The sequence below is a fragment of the Oxalicibacterium faecigallinarum genome (assembly GCF_014635705.1).
GTDB classification, from domain to species: Bacteria; Pseudomonadota; Gammaproteobacteria; order Burkholderiales; family Burkholderiaceae_D; genus Oxalicibacterium; species Oxalicibacterium faecigallinarum.
The window spans coordinates 566049-581615 of record NZ_BMDI01000001.1 but is presented as its reverse complement, the minus strand read 5'-3'; the positions used below and the strand labels follow the sequence as shown (position 1 = coordinate 581615).

Sequence of the window (15567 nt, the reverse complement as noted above, 5' to 3'; positions counted from 1 at the left end):
AGTAATCGAGGCATTCTTTTCCAGATTTCAAATCTGTCCGAAGAATCTGCCCTGATTTGGGCTGTCCAAATCAGTCACAATTTGGTATTGTCGGGTCGTCAACATCTGCCATCTGCAGAGCCTACTTTTATCTCTATGAATACACGTAACAGCACGCCCCTTCGCATCGGTACCCCGCTTTCTCCATTGGCAACCAAAGTCATGCTGCTGGGATCGGGGGAACTGGGCAAGGAAGTCATCATCGCCTTGCAACGCCTTGGCATCGAGGTCATTGCCGTCGATCGCTATGCCAATGCGCCTGGTCATCAGGTTGCGCATCGCAGCTACGTCATTGACATGACCGACGGCGTGCAATTGGCCGCGCTGATCAATCAGGAAAAACCGGATCTGATCGTGCCGGAAATCGAGGCACTGGCAACAGCAACACTGGTTGAACTGGAAGAAGCAGGCAGTGCCCGTGTCGTTCCGACCGCACGAGCAACCTGGCTGACGATGGATCGTGAAGGCATTCGCCGTCTTGCCGCAGAGACACTGGGCGTGCCAACCTCGCCTTACCGATTCGCCGACAATCTGGAAGAACTGCAGGTCGGCTGTACCGAAGTCGGCTTCCCCTGCATGGTCAAACCGGTCATGTCCTCTTCCGGCAAAGGTCAGTCCAAGGTCAAGGCACTGGAAGAAGTCGAATCGGCATGGGAAACCGCGGCAGCTGGCGGACGCGTTGACGCCGGTCGCGTCATCGTGGAAGGCTTCATCGATTTCGACTATGAAATCACGCTATTGACTGTGCGTGCGCTTGGCAAGGACGGCAAGGTGCAAACGCATTTCTGTGAGCCGATCGGCCATCTGCAAGTCAATGGCGACTATGTGGAATCGTGGCAACCGCAAGCGATGCCTGCCGGCGCGCTGGCCAAGGCACACGACATCGCGCGCAAGGTCACCGAGAATCTGGGTGGTCTTGGCCTGTTCGGCGTGGAGCTGTTCGTAAAAGACGATATGGTCTGGTTCTCCGAGGTCAGCCCGCGCCCGCATGACACCGGCATGGTCACCATGAGCAGCCAGGAACAGAGCGAATTTGAACTGCACGCCAAGGCCATTCTCGGCTTGCCGGTCAATACGGTACTGAAGACGCCGGGCGCTTCTGCCGTGATCTATGGTCAGCATGAAGGCAAGCCCATCGCGTTTGAAGGTCTTGCCGATGCATTCAACATCGACACTGTCGATATTCGGCTGTTTGGCAAACCTGAGTCATTTGCCCGCCGTCGTATGGGTGTTGCGCTTGCGACCGGCCCGGATGTTGAAACAGCGCGGGCACGCGCCCGTCAGGCGGCAGGCTGCGTCCGGCCGGTAGCCGATTGATGAGAACGGAGTCACTCCGTACGCTCGCTGTCTACGCCGGCAGCGATATCTTTCGTATCGCAGCCCTTTTGCTGCATGCAACCCTGCTGCTGCATATCGTCCTGCTGATGCTGTCCAATCAGCTTGGACTCTCCCAATTGGGAACCGGTGCGGTACTGGCCGTTTCGCTGATGGTGGTACTGGCCTTCATCCGCTATTTCTGGCTGCGTACCAGCCTGCTGTTACGGACGCCATTTGTGCTGCTCGAGATGACGACGGTCACCTCGGCGATCATCGTGTTCTCTCTGCTGGATGAATTTCCCGCCAGTCCGATGCCATGGCTGATCGCCATCGCGGGCGTTTTCCCTCTTGTTCTCAACACGCGTATCGCCAGCGTGGCGATCATGATCGTCGCGGGTATTGGCTATGCACTCAATGGCGGCGTGGACGCCACCATCGAAGCATGGGGCCCCGATCTTTTTGCAACGCTGTCGATCGGCTGCCTGTCCCTTTTGCTGTCACGCACCTTGCATCTGAACCGGATCGCGCTTGATCAGGTGCGCACCAATGAACGTCGCTTCAACACCATTGTGCGCGTCACGCGCCATGTGTTCATCATCACCGACAAGGCTTTCCGCATTCAGTTTGCCAATCCGGCGTTGCAGGAAGTCATCGGATACAGTCTGGAAGACCTGACCGAGAAAGGTATTCGCCCCGCGATGCATCCGGACGATGTCGACGAGCATCGGAGCAAGATGCATTTCCTGCGCGACACACCGCATAGCGAGATTTTTTCGCGTCATCGTATCCAGCATCGTGACGGGCATTGGGTATCGCTCGAAACACGCGGCTATAACATGCTGCACGATTCGGCGATCGGTGGTCTGATCTTCAGCATCGAGGACGTCACGTTGCGCCGAAGCGTGGAAGTCAAACTGCAGCAGGAAACAGCCATGCTGCGGGCAGTGCTTGATCTCAACCCGTCGATGATCTACGCGAAAGATACGGATGGTCGATTCACGGTCAGCAACCAAAGCTTCCAGCAACGTTTTGGCTACGCCAGCGAAGCCGATCTGCGCGGCAAGACAGCCTACGATCTGTGCCTGCAAATGGCCGATCCCGGCGAAGAAATGAAGGCACTGGATATCGCCGATGAAATCCGCGAACAGGATGAACAAGTCATCCGCTCCGGCAAGCCCCTTCAAGACATTGAAGCGCGCGGTTTCTGGCGCAAGGATCTGGATCGCTGGTTCCATACCAGCAAATATCCTTTGCTGGACGCAAAAGGCAAGACAGTTGGCGTGCTGGGTGTGTCGCAGGATGTCACCAAACGCAAGCAGGATGAGTTGCAGATCGAGTATCAGGCCATGCATGACATCCTGACCGAACTGCCCAATCGCCGTTACCTGGTCAACACGCTGGACTCGGCCATCGTTGCCAGCCGCCAGCGTCAGGCCAGCCTGACATTGCTGTTTCTCGATCTTGATTTCTTTAAAAGCCTCAACGATACGCATGGCCATGATTTCGGCGACAAGTGCCTGATCGAAATCAGCAAGCGTATCGTCGACGCCCTGCCTGCCAAGGATTTTGTCGCACGCTTCGGCGGTAACGAATTTGCGATCCTGACCAATGCCTCGCTGGCGGAAGCCGCGGTCAAGGCCAACAAAGTCATGCAGGCGATTTCCGAACGTCTGATCATCGATGACGTATCCGTCAAGATTCAGACCAGTATCGGCATCGCGCAACTGACCGAAGAGCACCAGACGCCGGCCGATCTGATTCGCGATGCCGATGCCGCCATGTATCAGGCCAAGGACCATGGACGCAATCGCGCCGAGATTTATGATGCGGCCATGCAGATCAAGCTGACACGGCATGCCCGCATGGATGTCGCCTTGCGCTTTGCACTTGAACGCAACGAACTTTCGCTCGTCTATCAACCCAAAGTGTCGCTTTCGGATGGCAAGATCAAGGGTTTTGAAGTGCTGATGCGCTGGGATAGCCCCGAATACGGCAAGATTTCACCCGCCGACTTCATCCCGATTGCCGAAGCTTCCGGCATGATGGTGCCGATCGGGATCTGGGCAATGGAAAAGGCTTGCCGTCAGCTCGCGACATGGCAACATCGTTATACGCACATCGGTAATCTGACGGTGGCCATCAACGTCTCGATGCGCCAGCTGCTCCAAACCACTTTTTTCAGTCAGGTACGCGAGATTCTGGAGTCCAGTCAGGTCATCCCGAGCTCGATTGAGCTGGAACTGACCGAGACGTCGGCCATGGCGAATCCGATGCAAACCATGGAAACGCTTTCCATGCTGAAACGGCTTGGCCTGCGTCTGGCGCTGGATGATTTTGGTACGGGCTATTCGTCACTGGCGTATCTGCAGCGTCTGCCCATCGATATTCTCAAGATCGACAAGGCGTTTGTACAAGGACTGGGCACCAGTCATAGTGATCGCGAAATTATTCACCTGATGATGGCATTGGCGAAGACCCTGAATCTGGAAACGGTCGCCGAAGGTGTGGAAACGCTTCTGCAAATTCAGGAACTGCAAAAGACCGGATGCAATCTCGGTCAGGGATACCTGTTCTCGCCACCACTTTCGACCGACGAAGCGGAGGCCATGATTCGCAACAGCCATGTCTTTCCGCTTGCATCGCCGGCAGCTCGATGAGCAACGCATCGGTGATTGACTGTTTACAAGGCAGTTGTCTGTGTGGTGCTGTAACTTACCAGATCAGCAGCCGTCCCAAGGCCGTAACACACTGTCACTGCACCATGTGCCAGAAACAGCACGGTGCCGCCTTCGCCACCTATGCCAGCGTACCCAAGCCAGACTTTCGCTATTTGTCTGGGGAAGATCGTTTAACGTCATTTCGCTCTTCCAACAGGGTGACCCGCAAATTTTGCAGTGTCTGCGGCGCGAATATTGAATGGCATGGCAGCAGCGATTATCCGGACTGGGTTTCATTCACCCTGGCAACGCTGGATATGCCGTTTACATCATACAAAGCAAAACACGTGCATCTGGCAAGCAAGGTTTGCTGGCTGGATCAACCCGCCTCCTGATTGTCATACTCGCATCGTCACGCCCGTTCCTGCCCAAAAAGGCATGCCCATGTCGCTAGCGCAGTTTCTGTACCAATCAGCAGCAAATGGAATATAGTCATGGGCTGGCTTTTTACCGATTTTTCAATCGAATTGATCTATGAAATTTGATGTCGCGATTATTGGCAGCGGACTGGCAGGTTTGTCGGTTGCCCTTCATCTGGCCGAGACGCGCAAGGTCGCTGTCATTTCCAAACGCACGCTGCTGGATGGCGCCAGCAGCTGGGCGCAAGGCGGTATCGCCGCAGTACTCGACTCCAATGACAGCGTCGATGACCATGTGCAGGACACGTTGGTGGCCGGTGGCGGTTTGTGCGATGAGGCAGCCACCCGTTTCATCGTCGAAAACGGGCGCGCCGCCATTGAATGGCTGATTGCACAAGGCGTGCCATTCACGCCGGATGCCACCGCAGAACTGGGATTTCACCTGACGCGCGAAGGCGGTCATAGCCAGCGACGCATCATTCATGCGGCCGATGCGACCGGTCACGCCGTGCAAGTGACGCTGGAACAGAAAGTTCGCAATCATCCCAACATCACGCTGATGGAACATCACTATGCCATCGACGTGATTACATCCGATGCACTCGAAAGCAAGGGAAAGAAATCCTCGCCTCGTTGCCTGGGTGTCTATGTCCAGGATGTCAAGAGCGGTAAGGTACTGACCATTTCAGCCGAACATACCGTGCTGGCGACCGGTGGTGCCGGCAAGGTCTATCTCTACACGACCAATCCCGACACGGCCACTGGCGACGGGATCGCCATGGCATGGCGTGCGGGTTGCCGTATTGCGAACATGGAATTCATCCAGTTCCATCCAACCTGCCTGTATCACCCTTATGCCAAGTCTTTCCTGATTACCGAAGCAGTACGTGGCGAAGGTGGCGTACTCAAGCTGCCGCAATCTGCCGGCAAGCATGCGGGCAAGCGTTTCATGCCATCGCATGATGAACGTGCCGAACTGGCACCACGTGACATCGTGGCGCGTGCCATCGATGCCGAAATGAAAAAACGTGGTCTCGACTATGTCGATCTGGATATCAGCGACAAGTCACCGGCGTTCTTGAAAGAACATTTCCCGACCATCATGGCGCGCTGCCTTGAGCTCGGCATCGACATCACCACGCAACCGATTCCGGTCGTGCCGGCTGCGCACTACACCTGCGGCGGCATCATTACCGACTTGTCAGGCCGCACCGACCTGCCCGGCTTGTATGCCGTTGGTGAAGCGACCTGTACCGGTTTGCATGGTGCCAATCGCCTGGCGAGCAATTCCCTGCTGGAATGTCTGGTACTTGGCCGTGCCGCTGCCCACTACATTGCAGAACAACCAAAGCAGAAAGTACCTGCCTTGCCGGCATGGGATGAAAGCCGCGTGACCGATGCGGATGAAGAGGTCATCATCGCCAATAACTGGGAAGAGCTGCGCCGCTTCATGTGGAATTACGTCGGCATCGTGCGTACGACAAAACGCCTGCAACGCGCCCAGCATCGTATCCGCCTGCTCAAGGAAGAGATCGACGAGTATTATGCCAACTTCCGCATCACGCCCGACTTGCTGGAGTTGCGCAATCTGGTGGAAGTCGCGTCGCTCATCGTCAACAGTGCACTGTCACGCCGGGAAAGCCGCGGCCTGCATTACAGCCGCGACTATCCGGAGACCTTGCCCAAAGCACTGCCAAGCGTGCTTTCTCCAGACTGACCGCTACCGAGTCAAACAAAAAAGCCGCTGTCAAAAGCGGCTTTTTTGTTTATGAAAGAACGAACGACTTAAATAATGCGCAGTGAATAGTCCGTTGCCTTGACATCCTTGGTCAGTGAACCAATCGAAATACGATCCACGCCTGTTTCTGCAATCGTGCGTACTGTCGTCGCATTCACATTGCCCGACGCTTCCAGCAAGGCACGTCCTGCCGTGCGCTCGACCGCATCACGCATCATGGCAAACGAGAAGTTATCGAGCAGGATCGATTTTGCGCCGGCTTCCAGTGCCTCATCCAGTTGCGCCAGGGTTTCGACCTCGATCTGGATACTGACACCAGCATTCAGCGATTGCGCCAGATGCATGGCTGCACGGACGCCACCCGCTGCCGCAATATGGTTTTCCTTGATCAGGATACCGTCATACAGTGCCAGACGCTGGTTCTGTCCGCCACCGACACGGACCGCATATTTCTGCGCCAGGCGCAGGCCCGGCAGGGTTTTGCGCGTATCAAGAATCGATGCCTTTGTGCCTGCCACAATTTCCACATAGCGACGCGTGGCAGTCGCAACGCCAGACAGCAACTGCATGAAATTGAGTGCCGTACGCTCTGCCGTGAGCAAGGCACGCGCAGGAGCTTCAATCTCGCAGACCTCTCTATCGGCCTTCATCAGATCACCTTCGGCATAACGCCAGGTCAGCACGATACGCGCATCCAGCTGCTTCATGACGGCTTCAAACCACGGCGCACCGCACAATACCGCTTGCTCGCGCACGATCACGCGCGCCTTCATCATGTGCTCCGGTACCAGCTTGCCAGTCACGTCACCAGTGCCAATGTCTTCTGCCAGCGCAGCAGCGATATTGGCTTCGAAAGCCTGTCGCAGATCGTCATCGAATGGGGCGTATGGATTGCGCAGCAGACTCATGCGGGGCCGATTCCTGAAAAGAGTTGTTGTTCCTTGGCCAGATCGGACGAAGGACGCACATTGGCTTTTTTTGCCGCCGCAAAGTCCAGCATGCGGTCGATGCAGACAGTCGCCTTGCGACCAATTTCCGGATCGACGTGTACTTCGTTCTTGCCGGTTTCCAATACATCCGCAAGATTCTGCAATGCGTTCATCGCCATCCATGGGCAATGTGCGCAACTCTTGCAGGTTGCTGCATTACCTGCAGTCGGCGCATCGATGAAGATCTTGCCAGGTGCAGCGGCCTTCATCTTGTGTAGGATGCCGTTATCGGTGGCGACGATGAACTCAGGCGCATCCATCGTTTGCGCGGCGTGAATCAGTTGCGAGGTCGAGCCGATCGCATCGGCCAGCGCTACCACGGCCGCAGGCGATTCCGGATGCACGAGCACCTTGGCTTGCGGGTGCTCCCGCTTCAACAGTTCCAGCTCGACGGCCTTGAACTCGTCATGCACCAGACAAGAACCTTGCCACAGCAGCATGTCTGCACCCGTCTGCTTCTGGATATAGCTGCCCAGATGCTTGTCCGGTGCCCACAGGATTTTTTTCCCTTGCGCATGCAGATGTTCGACGATCTTCAGACCGATGGATGACGTCACCATCCAGTCCGCGCGTGCCTTGACCGCCGCACTGGTATTTGCATACACCACGACCACACGATCGGGATGCGCATCACAGAAGGCTGAAAACTCATCTACCGGGCAACCCAGATCAAGCGAACAGGTCGCATCCAGGTCGGGCATCAGAATGGTTTTCTCCGGGCTCAGAATCTTCGCGGTCTCGCCCATGAACTTGACGCCGGCCACGACGAGCGTCTTGGCCGGATGATCGCGACCAAAGCGCGCCATCTCGAGCGAGTCGGACACGCAGCCACCGGTTTCTTCCGCCAGATCCTGCAAGTCCGCATCGACGTAATAATGCGCAACGAGAACGGCTTCGCGCTCTTTCAGCAAGCGCTTGATGCGCGCCTTGAGCTCGGCTTTCTCTTCCGGCGATGGCGACATCGGGATTTTGGCCCATGCATGGGCGACACAACTGGTGCCACTTTCCATGATGGGACGTTCGAATTCAACGGTCTTGATTGGCTGATTCTGCATGGCTGGTCGTTAGGTTGAACGTTAGATGGCAATCGATGGTGATTGCAAGAAAACAAAGCATCCGTACTCGGATCAAAAAGTGCCTATTCGGATCGCAAATTGTAGCGCCAATCGCATAGGACGGTGATCGCGACGGATACAAGAGACGATCGAACATCCTGATAACAAGACGGCAACGTTCGCTCGCGGCGGCCAGTGTGTTGTTGCCACGAGCGGAAACGCAAATTACTCGATACCCTGGCTGGTCAGATACTCTTCGTACGTGCCTTGGAAGTCGATCACTTCGCCATCCTTGACTTCGAGAATGCGATTGGCCAGCGACGATACGAATTCGCGATCGTGCGAAACGAAAATCAGCGTGCCTGCATATTTTTCAAGCGCAATGTTCAACGATTCGATGGACTCCATATCCATATGGTTGGTCGGTTCATCGAGTAACAGCACGTTGTGACGGCCCAGCATCAGCTTGCCGTACATCATGCGGCCTTTCTCGCCACCGGACAGGACCTTGACTGACTTCTTGACGTCATCACCGGAGAACAGCAAACGGCCCAGAATCGAACGCACGGCCTGGTCGTCATCGCCTTCCTGCGTCCACTGCCCCATCCAGTCGGTCAGCGTCTCGCCTTTGGCGAATTCCTCGGTCGGATCCTGCGGCATGTAGCCGACATTGGCATTCTCTGCCCATTTGACGGTGCCACTATCGGCTTCCAGCCCCGTAATGTCATTGCCGCCGATGCAACGCAGCAAGGTCGTCTTACCGGCACCGTTGGCACCAATGATCGCAATGCGCTCACCTGCTTCGACCATGATGCTGAAACGGTCGAAAATCTTGCGGTCGTAAGTTTTGGCGATGTTTTCGGTTTCCACGGCCAGACGATGCAACTTCTTCTCGCCTTCAAAGCGCACGAACGGATTCTGACGGCTGGACGGCTTGACGTCCTCCACCTTGATCTTTTCGATCTGCTTAGCACGCGAGGTTGCCTGACGCGCCTTGGACTTGTTGGCCGAGAAGCGACGCACGAAGTCCTGCAGTTCGGCGACCTTTTCCTTGGCCTTGGCATTGTTTGCCAGTTGTTGTGCCCGCGCCTGCGACGATGCCAGCATGTAGTCATCGTAGTTGCCCGGATAGACTTTCAGCGTGCCGTAGTCCATGTCGGCCATGTGCGTGCATACCTGATTCAGGAAGTGACGATCGTGGGAAATGATGATCATCGTCGAGTTGCGCTGGTTCAAGACTTCTTCGAGCCAGCGAATCGTATTGATGTCCAGATTGTTGGTCGGTTCGTCGAGCAGCAGGATGTCCGGATTGGAGAACAATGCCTGCGCCAGCAATACGCGCAACTTCCAGCCAGGAGCAACGTTGCTCATCGGGCCTTGATGCTGTTCGATCGGCACACCGACGCCCAGCAACAGTTCGCCGGCACGCGCCTCGGCGGTATAACCGTCGTACTCGGCAAACTTGGCTTCCAGATCGGCTGCCTTCATGTAATCGTCGTCGGTCGCTTCCGGATTGGCATAGATCGCATCGCGCTCGGACATCGCTGCCCACATCTCGACGTGCCCCATCATCACGACGTCCAGCACGCGCATTTCTTCGTAAGCGAACTGATCCTGACGCAGCTTGCCGAGGCGTTCGCCCGGATCGAGACTCACGTTGCCAGCAGTCGGATCCAGGTCGCCGCCCAGAATTTTCATGAACGTGGATTTGCCGCAACCATTGGCACCGATCAAACCGTACCGGTTGCCTTCACCGAATTTGACAGAGATATTTTCAAACAGCGGCTTGGGGCCGAACTGCATCGTGATGTTGGCAGTAGATAACACTTGGGAAAAGCCTTTGCGGAAATGAAAATTGACAGCCTGCTATTCTACCACCCGCCCCAGCCAGCCCAAAGCCGGCCTGCGGCGTCAGGCAGATACAGGCAAATGCGGATAGTCGCTGACCGTCAGTGAAAAATGACCGTTCAGCGCATACAGATGCGCCGGCGCACCCACCGGCAAGGTAACCTTGTCGCGGCCATGGCCGATCGGTAGACCGCTCAAAATAGGGATAGGAACCTGCTGGCGCAACCAGAGCAGCATCTGCTCAAAGTCGTAACCGTTGTCGTAATCGGTCAGTTTGTAGCCGGAAAAATCGCCAAGAATCAACGCCTTCTGTTTCTGCAGCACACCCGCATGCAGCAATTGCAGCAACATGCGCTCAACGCGGTAGGGATGCTCGTTGACGTCCTCAACGAACAGAATGCCGCCATCGATTTGCGGCAACCATGGCGAGCCGACCAGATGGGTCAGCATCGCCAGATTGCCGCCCCACAGTGTTCCGTGCAGATCAACTTCCGGATTGCCTGTTGCAGTCCCGCGCACGACATGCTGTGAATGGCTCAGGCATTGCCAGAAATCGGTCAGAGAAAAGGCTCTGAGTTCTTCCCGCACAAAGTCGTCACACAACATCGGCGCAGAAAAGGTCACGTGCCCTTGCGTGGCCAGCAATCCCATTTGCAATGCCGTAAAGTCGCTATGCCCGACAAACAATTTGCCGCTGCGCGCCAGCAGGGAGAAATCCAGATCGGGTAACAGTCGCGTCAGACCGTAGCCACCGCGCAATGCCATCACAATGTCGACATCCGGATCCTGCGCTGCCGCGTACAACTGCGCAATCCGCTGATCATCCCTGGCACCGAAACGATGATGACGATAAACCGGATCGGTCAGATTGCGGACCTGACATCCTTGCGCCTGCAAGGTTGCAATACCGCGCGTCACAGCATCCGGATTCGGCGCATAGCCGCTGGGCGAAACAATGGCAATGCAAGGCGGCTGACATTCAGCGTCAAGCAACTCGGTGCGGATACGCTGATTCAAGGCATTATTGGCCGATTCCGTCGCACTCATGTTCATGCCGGAACCTTTGCCAGGCTTTCTTCCTGCTGATGACAATGTTCGCCGATCAGAGCAGCGAGCTGCGGATTCAACTGATCCGGCATGTCATGCCCCATTCCTTCGATCTCGTGCAGGACGGCATGCGGCACCAGTCGTGCCACATCACGCCCTCCGGCAATCGGCACCAGCGGATCAGACGTACCATGAATTACCAGAGTTGGCGCCTTGATCGTCTGCAGCAACGCTACCCGATCACCGGATGCGCCGATCGCCAATAATTGTCGCGTGGTCGCAGTCGGATCGAGACTGCGTTTGACGGTGCGTTCCACCCGCTCACGCAAATGCTCGGCAGGCGTCGGATAGGCGGGGCTACCGATTACCTGCATCGTACGCACAAAATGCTGGATCACGCCTTCGTGATTGAGCGGATCAGGCGGCGTACCGAACAATACCTTACGCGCCGCACGCGTCGGTCCGGGCAGGCCACGACGGCCACTGGTAGACATGATGGAGGTCAGGCTCAGGGTGCGTTCCGGGTAACGCGCGGCGACAATCTGCGCGATCATGCCGCCCATCGAGGCGCCAACGATATGTGCCTTGCTGATACCAAGCGCATCAAGCACACCCACTGCATCGGACGCCATGTCGTCCAGCGTATAGCCCGCCTTGAGTTTCATGCGGAAGGCCAGCTTGAGCACCGCGAGCAAGGTATTGGGCTTGCCCAGATGATGGAGTTTGGTAGACAGGCCGTTATCACGATTGTCGAAACGGATCAGATAGAAACCGCGCTGCACAAGCTCGTTGCAGAAGGACTCCGGCCATGACACGGCTTGCATGCCGAGACCGACGATCAAAAGAATCGCGGGATGACTGGGGTCGCCCTGTGTGTCGTACCAGAGATCAAGATCGTTTACGTGGAGAATCGGCAAAGCAGGTCTTTCTCAAATTGATGCAGACGGACCGGATAGGAAAGACTGCGTGACAGCGCGACCCGTTGCAATCACAAGATACCATCGCCGTGCATGAAAATCGAGATGCGTGACGCACGCGCCTGCGTCAGTACCACATTTACTGCGTGGAAGGCGTCATCTTGCGCAAGGCTTGCGCCTGACGACGTCGCTCGGCAAAGAACTCGCGCAGCAAATCACCGCACTCCTCCGCCAGCACACCGCTGGTCAGCCGGGTCTGGTGATTAAGCTGATTCTGTTCGAACAGATTGACGATCGAACCGCAGGCACCCGTCTTGGGATCGGCCGCACCGTAGATCACCCGCGACAGGCGGGCATGCAGCATGGCGCCGGAACACATGGCACATGGCTCCAGCGTGACATACAGTTCGCAACCGGGCAGACGATAATTGCCGAGAATGGTTGCCGCAGCGCGCAGCGCCATGATTTCGGCGTGTGCGGTCGGATCGTGATTGCCGATTGGTTGATTGAAGCCGGTCGCGATGACTTCGCCATCCCTGACAACCAATGCACCGACCGGCACCTCACCCAATGCCCACGCATTGCGCGCCTGATCGAGCGCCTGACGCATGAAGATCAGGTCCCGTACATCCTCTGGCGAAAACGCGTCTGTCATGGAATAGTGACTAGCTGTCCGCCGTGATTTCGGCCCAGCAATTCGGCGTTTCGTGCAGCACCAGCTTGTGCAGACGCAGACCGGTTCCATAACGATCGGTGTATGCCGCATTCAGAATTTCAAAGGCGGTCTGTGCGAGATTTTCCACTGTCGGGATACGGGTGATGACCACGGTCTTGTGACCAGGAATGCTCTCGAGAAATTCGCGCACCTTGGTGTCCTTCTCGTAAACGAGGAAGGAATGATCCCAGACATTCACCAGATGTTCGTTGGCCAGCGTCTTGATGTCGGAAAAATCCATGATCATGCCGTTGTCCGAGCTGCCTTCGACATCGATTACATCACCGATCAGCGTGATTTCGAGCGTGTAGCGATGACCGTGCAGATTGCGGCACTGGCTCTTGTGGTCAGGAATGCGGTGGCCGGCATCGAATTCCAGCTTGCGGGTAATGGTCAGCATGATCAGGGTATCTGTAAAAGTTTATGCGTCTGCAAACTCAGTTTCCATTTTGGATTGCGCTTGCAGACATCGATCGCCATCCGGGTATTCTGTTCGGCCAGTGGGCCATCCATGGGTTGCACGAAAAAGTGCTCAAAATCCAGATTCTCGTAAGCAGCCAGTGACTGCTGATTCTGCGGAATCACGACCTTGATTTCACTGCCCTTTTTCACGACCAGTTCCGATCCCATCTTGGGACTGACACAGACCCAATCCACGCCTGACGGCACAGGCAAGGTACCGTTGGTCTCAATCGCAATGGCAAAACCGGCCGCATGCATGGCATCGATCAATGACGCATCGAGCTGCAACAAGGGTTCGCCACCGGTGAAGACGACATACTTGCTTGCCGTGTACGTAGTCGGCCACAAGGCATTGATGGTTGCTGCCAGTTGCACCGCATCGGCAAACTTGCCGCCGCCCTCGCCATCCGTACCGACAAAATCGGTATCGCAGAACTGGCAAATTGCATTGGCCCGATCGCTTTCACGCCCCGTCCACAGGTTACAGCCGGCAAAACGGCAAAACACGGCGGGGCGACCGGCGTGCGCACCTTCTCCCTGGAGCGTGTAAAACATCTCTTTTACGCTGTAAGTCAAAATGGTCGCCGATCAAGTGAGGCCGGCAGGATGTGCCGGAAGGATTACGCGCAAGCATCCGAACCGATGCGCGTTTGCGGGCCGCTATTATAAATCAGCCGCCCCGCTCTTACCTACCGACGTGTCAGTCAATGGCCGCGCTCGCGACTCAGCGCATTTTCAATCAAATCGAGCTCGCGCAACAGACTTTGATGCACCTGATCGTCCAGCTTGTCGGCCAGCCACATCTGGAACAATTGCTCACGCTCTGCCCGAATGGCTTCCAGGCGGAAGCTGCGTTCGGATTCGGCCAGACGGCGCAAACGTTGCGCCTCTTCCCCTTCGCGAATCCCGTAGTCCAGGCGACGCTGATACAGTTCCATCACCCGCGCAACCGCCTCGGCGCCGGCATCATCGCTGCCGGAAACCTCTTCGTTGATTTGCCGCAAACGGATCATTGCAGCCTCAGCCGCTGCCGCGCGCGCTTCCCCTTCACCGGCACCCATGGCCGGTTCCGGCCGCAAATCCAGATCACGTGTGAGTAATGGCAAGGCAATACTGGCGGTCAGCAAAGACAACATAATCACGCCCTTTGCCAGAAAGATAAGAAGATCACGTGCCGGAAAGGCACCGCCATCCGGTAACAGGTATGGAAGGGTCAGAATGCCTGCCAGCGTCAGCGCACCGCGCACGCCGGCAAATGCCGTCACCAGCATCAGCAGGATCGACGGCTTTTTCTCGGTTGCACTGTCTTTATCCTTCTTGCGAAACAGGGTGAACTTCAGCGAGCTCCACACCCACAGAAAACGCAGTACCGACAGCACCACGGTGATTGCCAGCACATACCATGCAAGCCACCAGGCGCTTTCCAACCCAAGCTCGGCCGCCACCTGCGGCAATCCTTCCAGGGTACTGCGCAACTGAGCACCCAGAATCACGAAAATCACCCCATTCAAGGCCATCTGGATCGTGTCCCATACGGCACGGCGCTGCATGCGTGTCGCTGCCAGCCGTCGACCAACCAGATCGGTGTAATGCATGGTGATACCCGCAGTCGCCGCAGCCAGAATGCCCGAGCCGCCAATATGCTCGGCCGCCATATACGCGGCAAACGGCACCAGCAGACTAATCAGAATCTGCGTGCCCGGATCTTCACCTGCGGCGACAACCAGCCAGCGATTGAGCACACCAATCAGCCACGCCACAGCGACACCGGCCACTACGCCACCACCGGCCGCCTGCAGAAAGTCCACACCGGCATCCAGCAAGGAGAACGTACCGGTAATCACCGCCAGTACGGCAAAGTGAAAACAGACCAGACCGGAGGCATCGTTCAACAACGATTCCCCTTCCAGAATATGCATGAGCCGTGACGGAATCGGACTTTGCGACGCAATCGCCGACACGGCAACCGGATCGGTCGGCGACAAAATGGCTGCCAGCGCAAACGCCGCCGCCAGCGGCACGGCCGGAATCAACCAGTGCACAAAATAGCCGACGCCGATCACCGTAAAGAGCACCAGCCCGATCGCCAGCGTGACAATTGGCCGCGCATCACGAAAAAAGGCACTCTTGGGAATCCGCCAGCCATCGAGGAACAGCAATGGCGGAATGAAAAACAGGAAGAAAAATTCGGGATCCAGCGGCACCGTCATGCCGAAGCCGTAAGACAGGCCGGCACCTGCCGCAATCTGCACCAGTGGCAACGGCACACTCAATGGCAACAACCGGGAGAAAAAAGCACTTGCCACCACGGCAAGCAGCAGAATCAGAACGACAGTGACGTTATGCATTGGCGCGGTGTGCCGA

General features: G+C 56.5%; 13 protein-coding genes. 4 read left to right on the top strand and 9 right to left on the bottom strand.

The annotated features are described in order from the left end of the window. Positions 1-135: 135 nt before the first annotated feature. From purT to nadB, 4 genes are all read left to right on the top strand, one after another. Complete coding sequence (gene purT, locus IEV29_RS02745) at positions 136-1356, top strand: formate-dependent phosphoribosylglycinamide formyltransferase (protein ID WP_188379734.1); 1221 nt, start codon at positions 136-138, stop codon at positions 1354-1356. Further along, a complete protein-coding gene (locus IEV29_RS02740) occupies positions 1356-4013 on the top strand; it encodes a putative bifunctional diguanylate cyclase/phosphodiesterase (RefSeq protein WP_188379733.1) in 2658 nt (885 codons plus the stop codon). Before purT ends, IEV29_RS02740 begins: the two co-directional genes overlap by 1 nt. Beyond that, the gene (locus IEV29_RS02735) at positions 4010-4408 is read left to right on the top strand and encodes a GFA family protein (RefSeq protein ID WP_229726189.1); all 399 of its coding nucleotides are present in this window, start codon (positions 4010-4012) and stop codon (positions 4406-4408) included. Before IEV29_RS02740 ends, IEV29_RS02735 begins: the two co-directional genes overlap by 4 nt. Before the next feature lie 139 nt (positions 4409-4547). Next, the gene (gene nadB / locus IEV29_RS02730; RefSeq protein WP_188379732.1) at positions 4548-6149 is read left to right on the top strand and encodes an L-aspartate oxidase; all 1602 of its coding nucleotides are present in this window, start codon (positions 4548-4550) and stop codon (positions 6147-6149) included. Between the two features lie 68 nt (positions 6150-6217). Here nadB and nadC read toward each other — a convergent pair whose 3' ends face one another. The 9 genes from nadC to IEV29_RS02685 form a co-directional block, all read right to left on the bottom strand. Continuing rightward, positions 6218-7078, bottom strand: coding sequence for a carboxylating nicotinate-nucleotide diphosphorylase (nadC, locus tag IEV29_RS02725; RefSeq protein ID WP_188379731.1), 861 nt, complete (start codon positions 7076-7078; stop codon positions 6218-6220). Continuing rightward, entirely contained in the window at positions 7075-8214 is a 1140-nt protein-coding gene (gene nadA, locus IEV29_RS02720) for a quinolinate synthase NadA (protein ID WP_188379730.1), read from the bottom strand. Before nadA ends, nadC begins: the two co-directional genes overlap by 4 nt. Before the next feature lie 225 nt (positions 8215-8439). Beyond that, positions 8440-10041, bottom strand: coding sequence for an ABC-F family ATPase (locus IEV29_RS02715; protein WP_188379729.1), 1602 nt, complete (start codon positions 10039-10041; stop codon positions 8440-8442). Between the two features lie 84 nt (positions 10042-10125). Further along, positions 10126-11109 (bottom strand): muramoyltetrapeptide carboxypeptidase, encoded by a 984-nt coding sequence (ldcA, locus tag IEV29_RS02710; protein WP_188379728.1) that lies wholly within the window; start codon positions 11107-11109, stop codon positions 10126-10128. 2 nt (positions 11110-11111) lie between these two features. Further along, entirely contained in the window at positions 11112-12026 is a 915-nt protein-coding gene (locus IEV29_RS02705; RefSeq protein ID WP_188379727.1) for an alpha/beta fold hydrolase, read from the bottom strand. A 139-nt stretch (positions 12027-12165) separates the two neighbouring features. Continuing rightward, on the bottom strand, positions 12166-12681 hold the full coding sequence (gene tadA / locus IEV29_RS02700) for a tRNA adenosine(34) deaminase TadA (protein ID WP_188379726.1): 516 nt from the start codon (positions 12679-12681) through the stop codon (positions 12166-12168). Between the two features lie 10 nt (positions 12682-12691). Beyond that, complete coding sequence (gene queD / locus IEV29_RS02695) at positions 12692-13141, bottom strand: 6-carboxytetrahydropterin synthase QueD (RefSeq protein ID WP_188379725.1); 450 nt, start codon at positions 13139-13141, stop codon at positions 12692-12694. A gap of 2 nt (positions 13142-13143) precedes the next feature. Next, entirely contained in the window at positions 13144-13779 is a 636-nt protein-coding gene (gene queE / locus IEV29_RS02690) for a 7-carboxy-7-deazaguanine synthase (protein ID WP_188379724.1), read from the bottom strand. 128 nt (positions 13780-13907) lie between these two features. Beyond that, complete coding sequence (locus IEV29_RS02685) at positions 13908-15551, bottom strand: Na+/H+ antiporter (protein ID WP_188379723.1); 1644 nt, start codon at positions 15549-15551, stop codon at positions 13908-13910. Between the last annotated feature and the right edge of the window lie 16 nt (positions 15552-15567).